Origin of the sequence: Streptomyces sp. NPDC046727 (genome assembly GCF_040645635.1) — a bacterium.
GTDB lineage: Bacteria > Actinomycetota > Actinomycetes > Streptomycetales > Streptomycetaceae > Streptomyces.
Map to the genome: position 1 here is coordinate 23,229 of NZ_JBEYYR010000010.1, position 15,725 is coordinate 38,953.

Annotated in this window: 15 protein-coding genes and 1 pseudogene; 2 read left to right on the forward strand and 14 right to left on the reverse strand. The window is 71.9% G+C overall.

Annotation, left to right across the window (positions count from 1 at the left end; genetic code table 11):
* Positions 1-88: 88 nt before the first annotated feature.
* Entirely contained in the window at positions 89-547 is a 459-nt protein-coding gene (locus ABZ937_RS14605) for a hypothetical protein (RefSeq protein ID WP_361690986.1), read from the forward strand.
* The gene (locus ABZ937_RS14610) at positions 529-897 is read left to right on the forward strand and encodes a hypothetical protein (RefSeq protein WP_361690989.1); all 369 of its coding nucleotides are present in this window, start codon (positions 529-531) and stop codon (positions 895-897) included. The genes ABZ937_RS14605 and ABZ937_RS14610 overlap by 19 nt, the downstream gene beginning before the upstream one ends.
* 37 nt (positions 898-934) lie before the next feature.
* Here ABZ937_RS14610 and ABZ937_RS14615 read toward each other — a convergent pair.
* The 14 genes and pseudogenes from ABZ937_RS14615 to ABZ937_RS14680 all read right to left on the reverse strand — a co-directional run.
* Positions 935-1,248, reverse strand: a pseudogene (locus tag ABZ937_RS14615) (hypothetical protein); the annotation flags it as partial.
* Between the two features lie 50 nt (positions 1,249-1,298).
* Positions 1,299-2,327: a pectinesterase family protein gene (locus tag ABZ937_RS14620; protein ID WP_361690993.1), complete on the reverse strand. Its 1,029-nt coding sequence runs from the start codon at positions 2,325-2,327 to the stop codon at positions 1,299-1,301.
* Positions 2,327-3,421 carry a pectinesterase family protein gene (locus tag ABZ937_RS14625; protein ID WP_361690996.1) on the reverse strand — a complete coding sequence of 365 codons (1,095 nt, stop codon included), beginning with the start codon at positions 3,419-3,421 and terminating at the stop codon, positions 2,327-2,329. Before ABZ937_RS14625 ends, ABZ937_RS14620 begins: the two co-directional genes overlap by 1 nt.
* 50 nt (positions 3,422-3,471) lie before the next feature.
* Positions 3,472-4,788 (reverse strand): polysaccharide lyase family 1 protein, encoded by a 1,317-nt coding sequence (locus ABZ937_RS14630; protein WP_361690999.1) that lies wholly within the window; start codon positions 4,786-4,788, stop codon positions 3,472-3,474.
* Between the two features lie 17 nt (positions 4,789-4,805).
* Positions 4,806-5,576: a rhamnogalacturonan acetylesterase gene (locus ABZ937_RS14635; protein ID WP_361691002.1), complete on the reverse strand. Its 771-nt coding sequence runs from the start codon at positions 5,574-5,576 to the stop codon at positions 4,806-4,808.
* Positions 5,577-5,597: 21 nt separating this feature from the next.
* Positions 5,598-6,953, reverse strand: coding sequence for a sugar ABC transporter substrate-binding protein (locus ABZ937_RS14640; protein ID WP_361691005.1), 1,356 nt, complete (start codon positions 6,951-6,953; stop codon positions 5,598-5,600).
* A 41-nt stretch (positions 6,954-6,994) separates the two neighbouring features.
* Entirely contained in the window at positions 6,995-8,497 is a 1,503-nt protein-coding gene (locus tag ABZ937_RS14645) for a family 43 glycosylhydrolase (protein WP_361691008.1), read from the reverse strand.
* Positions 8,494-9,375 carry a PmoA family protein gene (locus ABZ937_RS14650; RefSeq protein WP_361691011.1) on the reverse strand — a complete coding sequence of 294 codons (882 nt, stop codon included), beginning with the start codon at positions 9,373-9,375 and terminating at the stop codon, positions 8,494-8,496. The genes ABZ937_RS14645 and ABZ937_RS14650 overlap by 4 nt, the downstream gene beginning before the upstream one ends.
* Positions 9,372-10,514, reverse strand: a complete 1,143-nt coding sequence (locus tag ABZ937_RS14655) for a Gfo/Idh/MocA family oxidoreductase (protein ID WP_361691014.1) — start codon at positions 10,512-10,514, stop codon at positions 9,372-9,374. Before ABZ937_RS14655 ends, ABZ937_RS14650 begins: the two co-directional genes overlap by 4 nt.
* Positions 10,511-11,395 carry a carbohydrate ABC transporter permease gene (locus tag ABZ937_RS14660; protein ID WP_361691017.1) on the reverse strand — a complete coding sequence of 295 codons (885 nt, stop codon included), beginning with the start codon at positions 11,393-11,395 and terminating at the stop codon, positions 10,511-10,513. The genes ABZ937_RS14655 and ABZ937_RS14660 overlap by 4 nt, the downstream gene beginning before the upstream one ends.
* On the reverse strand, positions 11,392-12,327 hold the full coding sequence (locus ABZ937_RS14665; protein ID WP_361691020.1) for a sugar ABC transporter permease: 936 nt from the start codon (positions 12,325-12,327) through the stop codon (positions 11,392-11,394). The genes ABZ937_RS14660 and ABZ937_RS14665 overlap by 4 nt, the downstream gene beginning before the upstream one ends.
* Before the next feature lie 97 nt (positions 12,328-12,424).
* Positions 12,425-14,155 carry an L-arabinonate dehydratase gene (araD, locus tag ABZ937_RS14670; protein WP_361691023.1) on the reverse strand — a complete coding sequence of 577 codons (1,731 nt, stop codon included), beginning with the start codon at positions 14,153-14,155 and terminating at the stop codon, positions 12,425-12,427.
* The gene (locus tag ABZ937_RS14675) at positions 14,143-15,054 is read right to left on the reverse strand and encodes a dihydrodipicolinate synthase family protein (protein ID WP_361691026.1); all 912 of its coding nucleotides are present in this window, start codon (positions 15,052-15,054) and stop codon (positions 14,143-14,145) included. The genes araD and ABZ937_RS14675 overlap by 13 nt, the downstream gene beginning before the upstream one ends.
* Positions 15,051-15,707, reverse strand: a complete 657-nt coding sequence (locus tag ABZ937_RS14680; RefSeq protein WP_361691029.1) for a GntR family transcriptional regulator — start codon at positions 15,705-15,707, stop codon at positions 15,051-15,053. Before ABZ937_RS14680 ends, ABZ937_RS14675 begins: the two co-directional genes overlap by 4 nt.
* Positions 15,708-15,725 lie beyond the last annotated feature (18 nt).

The following is a 15,725-nucleotide window of genomic DNA, read 5'->3' on the forward strand; positions in this document are numbered from 1 at the left end:
GGCACGGGGCAAATCCCCGTTCACGGCTGCAGGGGAAGCGCGGGACCGCCCTGCCGGCAGACCGCTCTGAGTGAGGAGGACAGCGGCCATGGAATTCGTCCAAACCCACTGGGACGGCTCCGGATTCTTCCTCGACCCCTCCGACTACCTGGCCGAGCTTCCTCGGCTGCGCGACGTACTCCCGCCGGGCGCCTGGGCCTTCGTCTCCGAGCCGGGGCACTACGACATCCCCCGCGCCGACCGGTGCGTCAAGGACCTGGAGCTGGCCGGGATCCATCCGGCGACCGACAAGAGCGGGCGGCTGGTGCTGGACTTCGCGCCGAACCCGTTCAAGCACGAGTCGGGGTTGCGTATCAGCTACACGGGGGTGCGGCGCTTTTCGATCGAGTACCACCATGCGATCGACTGGATGCGGGTCGACACCGTGCTGCTCGACGAAATCCTCCCGGACGAGGACGGCGGCTGCGTCCACGAGATCGCACTCACCGACGCAAGCATCACGGTCCGCTGCGAGGATATGGAAGCGATGTGGGGCAGCGCGGAGTGACGTCGGCGGTCTCCGGCGAACAGCGTGTCCTGAGCAAACTTCTCTCGGCGGAATTCCCCGGCGCCCGGGAGCTCAGAAGCCAGGTCGCGGAGGTTCGCGTCACGCATCACTGGGCGGACGAGTCGCCGAGTGTCGACCTGGAGGTGCCGTCCGGGACCCCGAGCGCCCCGGTCGAGGACGGCGTCGTCCCGGCCACCGGCACGGTCACGGACGACGCCGGGGAACTCTTCGGCGAACTGCTCGTCTGGGTGAGCGGCGGAAGGCTTTCCGCCCTTGAGTTCGCCTGGTACGGCGACACCGCTCCGACAGCACTCCCGGATCCGGACCGTGTCACCGTGTCGGTGCAGTGAGGCACCGGGCGGGTGTCGTCGTCCGGCCGTCAGTCTCCTTGGTGACCGGCCCGCTGCCGTTGCCGGCGGCCAGGCTCTTGCCGAGGCGGGACGCGCTGGTGGCGAAGTAGTGGCCCCACTTGGCGTTGGCGTAGGCGGTCGTGCGGTTGATGACGATCGCGCCGGTGTTGGAGTTCTCGGTGAAGCCGTTGCGGGCGTTGTCCCAGGCGGCGGAGTTGTTGAACAGGCACGCTCCGGTGATCAGGTTGCCGGTGCCCGAGCCGAACTCTTGGTGCCGGTGCAGGACTGGCAGACGACCGCGCTGTCCGGGAAGTTCTGGAAGGTGAGGCGGGAGACGTTCCAGTGGTCGGCAGGCCGAGTCCGGTACGTGCGGGTCCTTTCGTCGGATCGGGATGAGCGGATCAGCGGGGGTTCCAGCCGCCGAGGTAGGCCGCCGGGGTGTGCTGCGCGGCCTCGGCCGGGGTGAGCTGGGGGCGGTTCGCGGGGACGGTGATCACCGCGCCCGGGCCGGTGTTGCGGTACTCCCCGAAGCGCATGGACTGCCAGGGGTAGGCGTCGCGCATGTTGGTGTAGGGGGCCACGGCGTCGATGCCGGGGCCGATCACGCTGTCCCGGACGACCAGGGCGGGCCAGGCGGTGGTCTCGTACGACGGCACCCACGGCCGGGCCAGCTTGTACGCCCCGTCCTGGGCGCCGGAGGTGAACCGGCAGCGCACGGCGAGCATGCCGTGCGGGTTGGCCCGGGCGGTGGACGGCGCGAACACCATGCCCTTCGGGGTGAAGTCCACGTCCCTCGGAAGCGTGTGGAAGCGGCAGCGGTCGAACACCGCCGTCGCCCGGCCGAAGACGAAGTCCACGTCCCCCTCGATGTGGCAGTGCTGGAAGTACTGCCGGTCGAAGGCGTCCAGGGCCGTGGTGTCCGTGAACAGGGTGTCCTGGTGGGCGAGGAACCGGACGTTCTCGGCGCGGGTGCGGTCGCCGGTGAGGCAGGCGGCGACGGCCTGGGTGCCGGTGATGTCGGGGTGGTCGGCGCGCAGCCAGTCGTTGGCGAGGGTGAGGTCGCGGAGGCTCAGTCCGGGGGCGGCCGAGCTGAAGGTGGCCGAGCCGGCGGTGCCGTACGTGCCCGAACCGTCCGGCTTCCACGTGCCGTTGGCATTGTCGTACACGATGACCACGTCACGGGGGTCGCCCGTGACCCCCCTCAGGGTCAACTCGCGCTTGTCCACCGGCACGTTGACCACTTCGCGGTACGTCCCCGGGTGCAGCAGGAGCGTCCAGCCGGGGCCGGTGACGGCGTCCACGGCGGCCTGGACGGAGTCGCCGGGGCGGATGTGCAGGACCCGGCGGTGGTCGCGGGCGAAGGCGTCCGGGGTGCCGAGCGCCAGGGCGCCGCCGACGAGTCCTCCGAGGAGTGTGCGTCTGCGGAGCATCAGCACTCCTCCCACGGCGTCCAGTCCCCGAGCCAGGCCGCCCTGGTCGCCGACACGGCCTGGGCGTCGGTCAGCTGGGGGCGGTTCTCCGGGACGGTGACGACCGCGCCGGGACCGGTGTCGCGGTACTCGGCGAAGCGCTGGTTCTGCCAGGGGTGGGTCGCCGACATGTCGGTGTAGGGGGCGGCCGCGTCGATGCCGGGGCCGAGCCAGGTGTCGCGGACGGTGAGCATCGGGCGGGCGGTGGGGTCGGAGCCGGGCACCCAGGGGCGGGCCAGCTTGTAGAAGGCGTCCGGGGCCTCGCTGGTGACACGGCTGCGGGTGACGAGGTAGCCGCGCGGGTTGGCGACGGCCGTGGAGGGCGCGAAGACGAACCCGTAGGGCGCCGCGGCCAGGTCCGTCCGGTCCAGGGTGCGGAAGTGGCAGTGCTCGTAGACGGCGGTGGCCCGGCCGAAGACGAAGTCGACGTCGCCCTCGGCGTAGCAGTGGGCGTAGTACTGGCGGGCGAAGGCGCCGAGGGCCATGGAGTCGGCGTACAGGGTGTCCTGGTGGCCGAGGAAGCGGCAGTGCAGGAAGGCGCTGCGGTCGCCCTGAACCTTGACGGCGACGGCCTGGGTGCCGGTGATGTCCGGGTGGTCGGCGCGCAGCCAGTCGTTGGCGAAGGTGATCCAGCAGGCGGTGAACCCGTCGGCCTGTACGGTCGTGGTGGCCGATCCGGTGGTGCCGTAGGTGCCGCCGCCGGGCTTGGGGGTGCCGGCCGCGTTGTCGTGGACGATCACGACGTCCCGGGGGTTCTCGGAGGCGCCGATCCAGGTCGCCTCCGTACGGCTGACGTCGACCGCGACCGTCTCCCGGTAGGTGCCGGGGGCGATGACCAGGGTCCGGCCGGTGCCGGTGGCGGCGGTCACCGCGGCCTGGACGGTGGTGAAGTCGCCGCGGCCGTGCGGGTCGACGTAGAGGGTGCCGGGGGTGAGGCGGCGGGCCGGGGAGCCGTAGCGGCCGAACGGGCGTGCGAGGGCGTGTGCGGGGGCGGACGTCAGGGCGAGCGCGGCGGCGGTGCTCGCGGTGAGGAAACCCCGTCTGGAGAGGGGCACGGCTGTACTCCTTCGGGTGAGGAGGGGGCCGGGGGCTCGGCCCCCTCGTGTCAGCGCAGCCGGCCGGCGCCCGCGCAGTGGTCGACGATGCCGGGGACGGACTGCGGCCGGTCCACCCCGGTCCGCAGGACCGGCGTCCAGCCGGCCCCGGACTGGAGGATCTCGCCGGGCACTTCCGCGTTGTGCACGGCGATGAGGTCGGTCGGCGCGCCGTTGACGTAGTTGTCGCCGACGGTGACCGGCGCCTCCTTCCACTTCTTCAGGACCGAACCGGCCTTCACGCCCGCCGGCAGGGTGAACGCGTTGTGCTCGGCGACCAGCTGGGACTCCATGCCGACGCCGTAGCTGTAGGAGTAGCCGGTGCCCGCGACGAAGTGGTTGTTGTACGAGTCCACCTGCCCGAAGCGGACGCGGGGGGCGCGCTCGACCAGGTTCCGGAACAGGTTGTGGTGGAAGGTGACCTTCAGATGCCCGCGGTCGACGGCGGCCGTGGACGCGCCGTCGCTGTTGCCGATGAGGATCGTCTTGTCGTGGTCCTCGAAGACGTTCCAGGAGGCGGTGACGTAGTCGGCGCCCTTGACGATGTCCAGCTCGCCGTCGTGCTGTTCGTAGATCCGGCCGTAGTACGACGGCAGGGTGCTGTCCGGGTGCTCCCCGTCCGTGAACGTGTCGTGGTCCATCCACACATGGGTCGACCCGTGGACGACGGCGCTGTCGTACTCGGAGTTCCAGTTGCCGTCGGCGGTGTCGGTCGGGTCCCACTGCGGGAAGCAGTCGAGGGGGCTCTCGAAGGTCAGGTTGCGGACGATGACGTTGTCGACGCCCTTGATCTGGAGGCTGGCGCCCTTGAAGCCTGCGTCCCTGCCGACGCCGACGATCGTGGTGTCGGCGGGGACGGTGGCCTTGACGAAGGCGTCCTGGTGCGCGGCGGACGCGCGGCGCAGGCCCTCGGGGCTGTCGTCGGGCTCGCCGTCGAGGTTCCTGGCACGGCCCCACACCGCCGGGTCGTAGGTCTTCAGATAGGTGGCGAAGTCGTATCCGGGCACGGCGAACGAGTCGCAGCCCGGCCCGTCGGCGTCGATCGTGCCCTGCACCCGGACGATCTTCGGCGCGCTGCCGCCGTCCGCGAGGGCGGCCTTGAACTGCTCCCAGGTGGTGACGGTGTACACGTGCGCGGCGTCGGCGGCGGCCCCGCCGGTCGTCCCGGTGCCGTACGCCGCCCAGCCGTCCTGGGCGGGCAGTACCTGCCGGTCGAGCGCGGGGCGGTGGGCGGGCCGGGCGGAAGCGGTGCCGGTGACGGCGAGGGCGAGGGCCGTGCCGCCCACCAGGGCAGTCACGACGCGTCCATGACATTTCCGTGTACGCATTGTGCGGGTCTCCTCAGCTATGCGGGTGGCCAGGTGATCCAGGAGGCGGGTATGTCCTCGTGCAGCCGGATGACGTCGTGCCGGGCCAGCACCCGGGTGCGCAGCAGCTCCCGCGCCACGAGCCGGGCCACGGCGATGGCCCCCGGCGGATTGAAATGGGTGTTGTCCTGCTCGGTGTCCGTCCAGTTGAAGTACGTCTTCGTCTCCTCCACCCCGAGCCGCTGCCACACCGCGAGCGACAGCGCCTCGATGTCGAGCAGCGCGACACGCTCCGCCTCGGCGAGCGCGCGCATGGCTGCCGGGTAGTCGCCGTGGGTCGGCAGGGCGTTGCCGCCGGCGTCGAACCTGCGGCGCTCGACGGGCGTGGCGAGGACGGGCCGGGCGCCACGCGCGCGGGCCCCGTCGATGTACAGCCGCAGATACCGCTGGTACGTCGTCCAGGGCTCGGTGTAGCGGGCCGGGTCGGTGCTCTTCTCGTCGTTGTGCGCGAACTGGATGACCAGGAAGTCGCCGGGCCGGATCTCGGCGAGGATCGCGTCGAGCCGCCCTTCCTCGACGAAGCTCTTCGAACTCCGCCCGTTCACGGCGTGGTTGGCGACTCTCGTCTCCTTCCGGAGGAAGAAGGGAATCGCCGTTCCCCACCCGGTCTCGGGAGCGGCGTCGGCGTATTTCTGGGCGGCCGTCGAATCACCGGCGATGTAGAGGGTGCGCGGCTCCCGGCGGGAGCGGCCGGCCAGGGGAACGGCGGCAATCGCGGCGGACGCGACTTGTCTGCGCGTGAGGGACACAACCTGTGCCTTTCAGATCTCTCAGTGGTTCTTCTTCCAGTCCGCCTGCGCAGCATTGAGCTGGTCGGCCAGCAGGTCCAGGAACTCCTTCGCGCTCATCTTCCCGAGCAGCACCTTCTGGAAGTTCGGCTCGTTGTCCGCCTTGGAGATCGTGTTCCAGTCGGGCAGGTAGTAGGGCAGCTGCACGATCTTCGTGTCGCCCCCGTTCAGCGCCTCGGCCGCCAGCTTCGTCGGCTCGGCCTGCTGGATCCACGCGTCCTCGGCCGCGTCGGTGTTCGCCGGGACCTGCCCCGCCGCCCGGTTGAACTTGGAGTTCTCCTCGGCGGAGACGGCGAACTCGATGAACTTCCAGGCGGCCGCCTTGTTCCTGCTCGACTTGAACAGGCTCAGCCCGTCCACCGGGTTGGAGACCTGCACCCGGGTGCCGTCGTCCAGCGTGGGGTTCGGAATGCCCCGGAACCTGTCCTTGCCCAGCGCCTTCAGGTGGTCCTGGTACGAGCCCAGGTTGTGGCTCAGCATGCCGATCGTGCCGCTGTCCCACTGGGCGACCATCTTGGTGAAGTCGTTGTTCACGTCGGCGGACGGGGTGTCCTTCTTGTAGAGCGCGACGTACTTCTCCAGAGCGGCCACGTTCTTGGGATCGTTGACGGTGGTCTTGTCGCCGTTCCAGAACGACGTGATCCCGGTCTGGCCGTACACCGCGTCGAGGGCCGGCGCGATGGCGCCCTCGCCGCCGCGGATGGTGAAGCCGAACTGGTTCTTTCCCTTGTCCGTGAGCTTGCCGGCGGCCTCGTAGAACTTCGACCAGGTGGTCGGCGCGTCCAGGCCGGCCTTCTTGAACAGGTCGGTCCGGTACCACAGCGTGCCGTTGTTCGCGGAGGTCGGCACCTGGTACAGCGTGTCCCCGCCGCCCGCCGCCTTGCTGACGTCGATCAGGTTCTGGCTCAGCTTTCCGTTCAGCGAGCTCTTCCGCAGCCGGCTGTCCAGCGGCTCCAGCGCGCCCTGTGCCCCGACCTCGGCGAGCATCGCGGTGCCCACGCCGCCGACGTCCGGCAGACCGCCGCCCTGGATGGCGGTGTCGTACTTGGACTGGGCGCCGGCCGCCGGGATGCCGACGTACTTGACCTTGATGTCCGGGTACTTGTTCTCGAAGTCGGCGATGATCTGCTTCCAGATGTCGGTGCGGACACCGCCGTTGTTGTCCCAGAAGGTGATCGTGCCCTTGCCGGATCCCTCGTTCCCCTTGTCCCCGGCGCTGCCGCTGCCGTCGTCGCCGCAGGCGGTGGCGGTCAGGGCGAGGACGGAGCCCAGGGCGACGGCCAGGGCGGCGCGGCGGCCTCTGCCGCGGATGCTGTCTCTGCGCATGCTGCTCTTCATTCGTCGGCTCTCTTCTGTGGCGTGGGTGAAGCGGGCAGGGTCTACCGAGCGGTGACGCGGAACCGGGTGAAGCTCGCCGCCCCGGCGGGCCCCGGTCCCTCGGGGGCGGCGGCGAACAGGCCGAGCAGGGCGCCGACCCAGCGCCAGGGGGTGGCCGCGAAGACCGGTCCGGACGGGCGGTGGCCGTCCCCGAGGTCGTACCAGAACCGGCAGCGTGCCCCCGCCCCGGCCTCGATCCGCAGCCGGGCCCGCCCCTCGGGGGCCACGCACGGCACCCCGGCGTCGCGCTCTTCGTCGGCGACCGCCTCGGCGAACCGGTGCACGAGCCGGACCGTCCCGTCGATCCCGCGCTCCAGCCCGATCCAGGCGAAGGCGTCCCCGAGCACCGCGAGCCCCGCCCGCGCGCCCGGCTCGGTGCCGTCCAGCCGCAGCTCGACCTCGGCCACGCTCGGCCGGCCGGGCAGCCGCTGGGTCAGGACGTTCGGCAGTTTCCGCAGGTCGTCGACGTCGGCGGAGCGGACGCAGGTCAGCCGGAGGCCGTCCCCGAAGTGGTGGGTGGCCCAGCCGTCGCCGGGGTTGGCGGTCCACTGCCACTGGCGGCCGTACCGTCCGCCGGGGAAGTCGTCGTCGGTCGCCGGGGCGGCGGGCGGCTGCTGCGGGAGGTCCGGCCGGCGGTGTACGGCCACGGGGGCGCCGGCGTCGCCGAGGACCGGCCAGCCGTCGGCTCCCCAGCGCATGGGCTGGAGGTGGACGACCCTGCCGTAGGCGCCGCGCTGCTGGAAGTGCAGGAACCAGTCCTCGCCGGCCGGCGTGCGCACCCAGCCGCCCTGGTGCGGTCCGTTGACGTCGGTGTCCCGCTGCTCCAGGACGATCCGCTCCTCGTACGGGCCGAAGAACCCGCGCGAGCGGAACGCGCCCTGCCAGCCCGTCTCCACTCCCCCGGCCGGGGCGAGGATCCAGAACCAGCCGTCGTGCCGGTAGAGCTTGGGCCCCTCCAGCGTGAACCAGCCGGGGATGTGGTCGCCGTCGACGATCACCTTGCCCTCGTCGAGCAGCGAGGTGCCGTCGGGGTGCATGTGGTGGCCGGTGAGGCGGTTCTTGACGCCGGAGCGGGATCCGGCCCAGGCGTGCACGAGGTAGGCCTCGCCGGTCTCGTCGTCCCACAGCGGGCACGGGTCGATCAGGCCCTTGCCCGCCTTGACCAGGTGCGGTCGGGTCCAGGGGCCCCTGATCTCGGGGGCGTTGACCTGGAAGACGCCCTGGTCCGGGTCGCCCCAGAAGATCCAGAAGCGGTCGTCGTGGTGCCGGACGGCCGGCGCCCGGACCCCGCAGTCGTGCCGGGGCCGGGCGAACTCCTCCTCCGGTTCCAGGCGTTCGAGGGCGTGGCCGACGAGCGTCCAGTCGACCAGGTTCCGTGAGTGCAGCAGGGGCAGGCCGGGGGCGCGGCCGAAGCTGGAGGCGGTGAGACAGAAGTCGTCGCCGACGCGGACGACGTCCGGGTCGGACCAGTCGGCGTTCAGCACCGGGTTCCGGTAGGTGTTCACTGGGCCACCGCCTTGCGGACCAGCGCCGCCGCCTCGTCCCGCGCCGGCCGGCCGTCGGCGACGACGGTGACGATCCGGCGGACGACGGTCTCGCCGGGCGCGACGGTCAGCCGCTCGGAGTGCGCCAGGGAGGAGCCCACGCCGGGGTACTCGGCGGCCCGGACGAACCACGGGTCCCGGCGGGTGCCCTCGGTGGCCCCGGCGAACACCAGCGTCCACCCTCCCCCACGCTCGGCTTCGCTCGCTCGGGGGGACCCCCATCCGGCCAGCGCGAGCCAGTCGGCGCGGGTGCCGTGCGTCTCCGCCTCGCCCTCGCGGTCGGCGGTGAAGACCTCGGGTGCGCGGGATTCCTTGCGGGCCCGCCAGAAGAAGCCGCCGTAGGCCGCGCCGGGCCGGCCGTTGGTGGCGGGGCTGCCGATCGACAGGGCGTTCGGGGTGGTGTTGGTGAGGGAGAAGGTGAAGTCCAGCGCCCAGGCGGTGGCGGTGAGTCCGGTGGCCGCGACCGTGCGGCGCTCGCGCAGCAGCTCGGTCCCGGCGGCGACCCAGCGCAGCTCCTCCACGAAGCCGTCGGGGTCGCGCAGCTGGAAGCCGGTGTGCCGCTGGGCGCCGTGGTTGTCCAGCTCGGCCGGCCCCCGGTCCCGGACGAAGGTCCGGCCGCCCCAGAAGTTGTGCCCCTCGACGTCGGGAACGGCGACACCGACGCCGAGGTGGTGTGCGTGGTCGGCGGGGCTCACCTCGGTGACCGCCGTGCCGGCCAGGGTGGTGACGGGGTGCAGGAAGGGGCGCGGGGCGAGCCGGGCGGGCAGCTCGGGCCGGGTGACGTAGCGGCCGACCGGGCGGCCCGCGACCCGCAGGACCAGGTTGTCGGAGGACGTCATCGGGTGCTCACCTCGTTCGGCGGGGCCCAGGAGGCGCCCAGTTCGGAGTAGAGGGCGAGGGTGTCCGCGGCCGCCGCGACCAGGCCGTCGACGCCGGGCACGATCCGGCGGTGCTCGGCGGGCAGCAGCCGCCAGGCGTGGTCCGGGAGGGGCTCCGGGTCGGGGGCGGTCCTCACGGCCTCGACCACCCGCATGAACGCGCCGGTGTCGTCCGGCGGCACCAGCAGCGCGGTACCGCTCGTCACGTGCCCGGCCAGGTTCTCCAGCAGGTCGCTGCGGCCGTACTCGGTCTCCTGCGGGCCGTGGCCGGTCCGCTGGAGCAGCACCCGGTCCTGCTTGTACCAGAAGGTGATCCGGCCTCTGGTCCCGTGCACCAGCAGGTACGGCTCGCCGGGCCGCTCGGCGCACAGGGTCGCGGCGATGGTGACCGGTCCGCGCGGGGTGCGGACGCGGACGCAGGAGGTGTCGTCGGACTCGATGGCGTTGGCGCGCCACAGCTCGGTCTCGATGCCGGTGACGTCGTCGGCGCGGGTGGTGCCGAGCAGGGCGAGGCCGGTGGCGACGGCGTGCGCGAGGGGGTTGGTGAGGACCCCGTCCACCACGTCGGTGCCGTTCAGGCGCCGCCGGCCCGCCCAGGGCGCCCGCCGGTAGTAGGCCTCGTCGCGGACCCAGGCCCCGGCGCCGCCCACCCCGACGACCTCGCCGATCGCGCCCTCGGCGAGCAGCCGGCGGATGGCGGGCAGGGCGTGGGAGCCCAGCGACTGGAAGCCGATCTGGCAGGCCACCCGGGCCTTCGCGACCCCGTCGGCCATGCGGCGGAACGCGGCGTACGAGGGCGCGGGCGGCTTCTCCAGCAGCAGGTGCACGCCCCGCTCGGCGGCGGTGAGGGCCAGGTCGGTGTGGGTCGGGATCGGTGTGCAGATCACGGCGATCCGGGCGCCGGTGCTGTCCAGCAGCGCGCCGAGGTCGGCGGACTGCTCGGGCGTGCCGAGTCCGTCCGGGATCTCCGGGCCGGTCAGCGGGGTCAGCTCGCAGATCCCGGCCAGCCGGACGACGCCCCTGGCCTGCAGCCGGCGGATGTTGTCCAGGTGCCAGCGGCCGTGGCCGCGCGCGCCCGCCAGGACGATGTCGACGCTCATCCCTTCACCGCCCCCGCGCTGAACCCGGTGATCAGCCACTTCTGGATGAAGGCGAACACGATCACCACCGGTACGGCCGCGATGATGCCGCCCGCCGCCAGCGCGCCCAGGTCGACGCTGTCCGCGCTCATCAGGGTGTTGAGACCGACCGGGATGGTCTGCTTGCTCTGGTCGGAGAGGAACATCAGGGCGAACAGGAAGTGGTTCCAGGCGTGCACGAAGGCGAAGGAGCCGACGGCGATCAGCCCGGGCCGCAGCAGCGGCAGGACGACGATCCGGAAGGCGGTGAGCCGGTTGCAGCCGTCGACCCAGGCGGCCTCCTCCAGCGAGTACGGCACGTTCCGGATGAACCCGCTGATCAGGATCATCGACAGCGGCAGCTGGAAGACGGTCTCGGCGAGGACGACGCTGCCGAGGGAGTTGATCATCGACAGCTTGGCGAAGATCTGGAACAGCGGCACCAGCAGCAGCGCGCCCGGCACGAACTGGGAGCAGAGCAGCGCCAGCATGAAGCCGCGCTTGAGCCGGAAGTCGAAGCGGGCGAGCGCGTAGCCGCCGGCCAGGGCGACCACGGTGGTCAGGGCGAGTGTGGCGAGGCCGACGTAGACGCTGTTGGCGAAGTAGGTGCCGAAGCTGCGCTCGGTCCACACCTTCTCGAAGTGCTCGAAGGTCATCGGCCAGGGGACCAGGGAGGTGGAGCCGGCCGGGCGGAGCGCGAAGAGGAGGATCCAGTAGAAGGGGATCAGGGTGAAGAGGAGATAGATCGACAAGGGGACATAGATCTGCCAGCGCGGCACCTCGTCCCAGGCGCGGCGCTTCTGGCCGGGCCGGGCGGGCTCGGCCGCCGCCTTCTCGGGTGCGGGAGCGATCTCGGTGATCACCTGGACTCACCTCCGAACTTGCTCAGCCGCAGATAGGCGATCGAGCAGAAGAGCAGGATCACGAACGCCACCGTGGTCAGGGCGGAGGCGTAGCCGAAGTTGTGGGCGTCGACGCTGGTGTTGGCGATGTAGAGGGGAAGGGTCGTCGTCTCCCCCGCCGGGCCGCCGTTCGTCAGCGTGTAGAGCAGGTCGACGTTGTTGAACTCCCACACCGCGCGCAGCAGCGTGGACAGCACGATCGCGTCCTTGAGGTGCGGCAGGGTGATGTGCCAGAACTGCTTGAGCCGGCTCGCCCCGTCGACCTCGGCGGCCTCGTACAGGTCCTTGGAGACGGACTGGAGGTCGGCGAGGATGAGGATCGCGAAGAAGGGGACGCCTCGCCAGAGGTCGGCGACGACCGCCGCCGGGAAGACCGTCGAGGTGTCCGAGAGCCAGCTGGTGCCGTACGACCCGATGCCCGCGTCGGCGAGGTACCGGGTGATGCCGGTCTGGGAGTTGTAGAGCAGCACCCAGATGGCGGAGGTCAGTACGCCGGAGACGGCCCAGGGCGAGAAGACGAGCGCGCGGCCGAGCGCCCGCCCGACGAAGGTCTGGTTGACGAGGAGCGCCAGTGCCAGCCCGAACAGCAGTTGCAGCCCGACCTCGACCACGACCCACTTGGCGCTGAAGGTCAGCGTGTCCCAGAACTGGGGGTCGTGGGCGAAGGCATGGGTGAAGTTGTCGAGGCCGGCGAAGCCGTTCCGCCAGGGCTTGGTGGGGTTGTGGTTCCGCAGGCTGTAGTAGAAGACGCTGAGCACCGGGTAGGCGATGAAGCCCAGCATCAGCAGGGCGGCGGGGGCGATCAGCAGGTACGGCAGCCGGCGCGGGGTCGCGGAGGCACGGCGCCGCCGGGGTGGCGCGGGCGGTTTCGCCACGGCTGCGGCTTGGGCCATGACTGTTCTCCGTTCGCAGTGGGGCGTGCGGTGCGGGCATAGGAAGCGCTTGCTACATGCACATGATTGAAGCGCTTCGACGAGGGGTGTGCGGGGTTCAGCCGGCGTACGGGTCCGGCACGGTGCCCGGCCGGGCCAGGAACTCGAAGTCGCAGCCGGTGTCGGCCTGGGTGATCTGCTCGCTGTAGAGGGCGCCGTAGCCGCGCTCGTAACGGGCGGGCGGCGGCGTCCACTTCGCCCTGCGGTCCGCCAGCTCGGCGTCGTCCACGTGGAGACGGAGCGTGCGGGCCTCGACGTCCAGGGTGATGAGGTCGCCGGTGCGCACGAGGGCCAGCGGACCCCCGACGTACGACTCGGGCGCCACGTGCAGCACGCACGTGCCGTAGCTCGTACCGCTCATCCGGGCGTCGGAGATCCGGACCATGTCCCGCACGCCCTGCTTCAGCAGGTGGTCGGGGAGGGGCAGCATGCCGTACTCGGGCATGCCCGGGCCGCCCTTGGGGCCGGCGCCCCGCAGCACCAGCACGCTGTCGGCGGTGATGCCGAGCGCCGGGTCGTCGATGGTGCGCTGCATGGTCCGGTAGTCGTCGAAGACGACGGCCGGGCCGGTGTGCTTGAGCAGGTGGGGTTCGGCGGCGATGTGCTTGATGACCGCGCCGTCCGGGCAGAGGTTGCCGCGCAGCACGGCGACCCCGCCCTCGCTCGCCACCGGGTTGTCGCGGGGCCGGATGACGCCGTCGTGGTGGACCTGGGCGCCGGCGATCTGCTCGCGCAGGGTGTCGTGCGCGACCGTCGGCCGGTCCAGGTGCAGCAGGTCGGTGATCCGGGAGAGGAAGCCGGGCAGGCCGCCCGCGAAGTGGAAGTCCTCCATCAGGTACTTCTGGCCGCCGGGGCGGACGTCGGCGAGGACCGGGACCGTGCGGGCGATGCGGTCGAAGTCGTCCAGGGTGAGCCGTACGCCCGCCCGGCCGGCCATGGCGATCAGATGGATCACGGCGTTGGTGGAGCCGCCGAGGCCGAGCACGGTGGTGACGGCGTCCTCGAACGCCTCGCGGGTGAGGATGTCGGACAGCTTCCGGTCCCGGTGGACCAGTTCGACGACGGTCAGGCCCGCCTTCGCGGCCATCCGGTCGTGCCCGGAGTCCACCGCCGGGATGCTGGACGCGCCCGGCACGGTCACGCCGAGCGCCTCGGCGGCGGCGGTGAGCGTGGACGCCGTGCCCATGGTCATGCAGTGGCCGGGCGAGCGGGCCAGGCCGCTCTCCAGCTCGGTCATCTCGCAGTCGCCGATGAGGCCGGCCCGCTTGTCGTCCCAGTACTTCCACATGTCGGTGCCGGAGCCGAGGACCTCGCCGCGCCAGTGGCCGGGCAGCATGGGGCCGGCGGGGACGAAGACGGCGGGCAGGTCGACGGAGGCGGCGCCCATCAGCAGCGCGGGCGTGGACTTGTCGCAGCCGCCCATGAGCACCGCGCCGTCCACCGGGTAGGAGCGCAGCAGTTCCTCGGTCTCCAGGGCGAGCAGGTTGCGGTAGAGCATGGGGGTCGGCTTCTGGAAGGTCTCGCTGAGGGTGGAGACCGGGAACTCGAGCGGGAAGCCGCCCGCCTGCCACACCCCGCGCTTGACCGCCTGGGCGCGGTCGCGGAGGTGGACGTGGCAGGGGTTGATGTCGGACCAGGTGTTGAGGACGGCGATGACCGGCTTGCCGAGGTGCTCCTCGGGGAGGTAGCCGAGCTGGCGGGTGCGGGCGCGGTGGCTGAAGGAGCGCAGCCCGTCGGTGCCGTACCACTGATGGCTGCGGAGCTGCTCCGGGCTCTTCACAGGGACCACCCGGCGGCGATGGCGGCGACCTCGGCGCGCTCGTCCTCGGGCAGCGGCCTGCTCGGCGGGCGGACGTCCCGGCGGCACAGGCCGAGCGCGGCGAGGGCCTCCTTGACCACGGTGACGTTGTTGGCGCTGCCCTGCGCGGCGCGCAGTTCCTCGAAGCGGCGGATCTGTTCCCAGATCTTCATGGCGGCCGGGTAGTCGCCGGATCGAAGCGCTTCGATCATGTTCAGCGAGACGGCCGGGGCGACGTTCACGAGTCCGGAGGTGAAGCCGGTGGCGCCCGCGGAGAAGTAGGAGGGGGCGTACGGTTCGGCGAGGCCGGCGACCCAGACGAAGCGGTCCAGGCCCGCGTCCCGGGCGAAGGCCGCGAACCGGGCCGCGTCCGGGACGGCGTACTTGACGCCGATGACGTTCGGGCAGTGGTCGGCGAGTTCGGCGAGCCGGGCGCCGGGCAGCCGGTCGTTGCGGATGTACGGCACCACGCCCAGCCCGGGGACGGCCTCGGCGATGGCGCGGTGGTAGTCGACCCAGCCGGCCATCGAGACGTACGGGTGGACCGGCTGGTGGACCATGACCATGGCGGCGCCGAGGTCGCGGGCGTGCCGGGCCGAGGCGACAGCGGTGGGCACGTCGTGCCCGACCCCGACGAGGACGGCGGCCCGCTCCCCGGCCTCCTCGACGGTCACCTCGGCGACCAGACGGCGCTCCTCGGGGGTGAGGGCGTAGAACTCGCCGGTGTTGCCGTTCGGGGTGAGGGTCCTGATCCCGCCGTCGAGCAGGCGACGCAGCAGGGCCCGGTGGGTGCCGGTGTCGACGGAGCCGTCCGCGGCGAAGGGAGTCACCGGGATCGCCACCACGTCGGCCAGGGCCGCCCGTTGGGCCTCGAACGTCACGCTGCTCATTGCTGACCTTCCTCTGGGAGGGGCTCGGGGAACGCACGGCGCACGAAGGACGCGATGTGGGCGTGCAGGGCGCTCGCGGCGCCGTCCGCGTCGCCGTCCAGGGCGAGCCGCAGGATCTCCCGGTGCTCGGCGGCCTCCCGCTCCCAGGAGGGGTCGGCGGCCCAGGCGACGGCGGAGACGAGGGCGGCCTGGTCGCGGACCTCGTCCAGCATCCGGCCGAGCAGCGGGTTGCCGCACGGCAGGTAGAGGGCGCGGTGGAACTCCCGGTTGGCCAGGGAGCGTTCGGCGGTGTCGGTGGCGTCGTCGGCGCGGGTCAGGGCGTCGCGGGCGGCGTCGAGGGAGGCGCCCCGCCCGACGGCCCGGCGCAGCGCTTCCGGCTCCAGCAGCAGCCGCACGTCGTAGACCTCGCGCGCCATGTCCGCGTCCACCATGCGCACCGTGACGCCCTTGTACTGGCTCATCACGACCAGCCCGGTCCCGGCGAGGGTCTTCAGCGCCTCCCGCACCGGCGTCTTGGACACCCCGAACTGCGCGGCCAGCTCGGTCTCGACCAGGGGCCGGCCGGGGGTGAGCTGCCCGGTGAGGATGCGGTGCTTGATCGCGTCGAGCACGTACTGCGTGCGGGACGGGATCGGGGTGGGCACAGAGGTCATGCGGCCCTCTCGGATCTC

Excerpts from the sequence above, each read along its gene's own strand:
- ABZ937_RS14680 (WP_361691029.1), bottom strand. The coding sequence starts at position 15,707 with ATGACCTCTGTGCCCACCCCGATCCCGTCCCGCACGCAGTACGTGCTC.
- ABZ937_RS14665 (WP_361691020.1), bottom strand. The coding sequence starts at position 12,327 with ATGGCCCAAGCCGCAGCCGTGGCGAAACCGCCCGCGCCACCCCGGCGG.
- ABZ937_RS14655 (WP_361691014.1), bottom strand. The coding sequence starts at position 10,514 with ATGAGCGTCGACATCGTCCTGGCGGGCGCGCGCGGCCACGGCCGCTGG.
- ABZ937_RS14630 (WP_361690999.1), bottom strand. The coding sequence starts at position 4,788 with ATGCGTACACGGAAATGTCATGGACGCGTCGTGACTGCCCTGGTGGGC.
- ABZ937_RS14620 (WP_361690993.1), bottom strand. The coding sequence starts at position 2,327 with ATGCTCCGCAGACGCACACTCCTCGGAGGACTCGTCGGCGGCGCCCTG.
- ABZ937_RS14675 (WP_361691026.1), bottom strand. The coding sequence starts at position 15,054 with ATGAGCAGCGTGACGTTCGAGGCCCAACGGGCGGCCCTGGCCGACGTG.
- ABZ937_RS14650 (WP_361691011.1), bottom strand. The coding sequence starts at position 9,375 with ATGACGTCCTCCGACAACCTGGTCCTGCGGGTCGCGGGCCGCCCGGTC.
- ABZ937_RS14640 (WP_361691005.1), bottom strand. The coding sequence starts at position 6,953 with ATGAAGAGCAGCATGCGCAGAGACAGCATCCGCGGCAGAGGCCGCCGC.
- ABZ937_RS14605 (WP_361690986.1), top strand. The coding sequence starts at position 89 with ATGGAATTCGTCCAAACCCACTGGGACGGCTCCGGATTCTTCCTCGAC.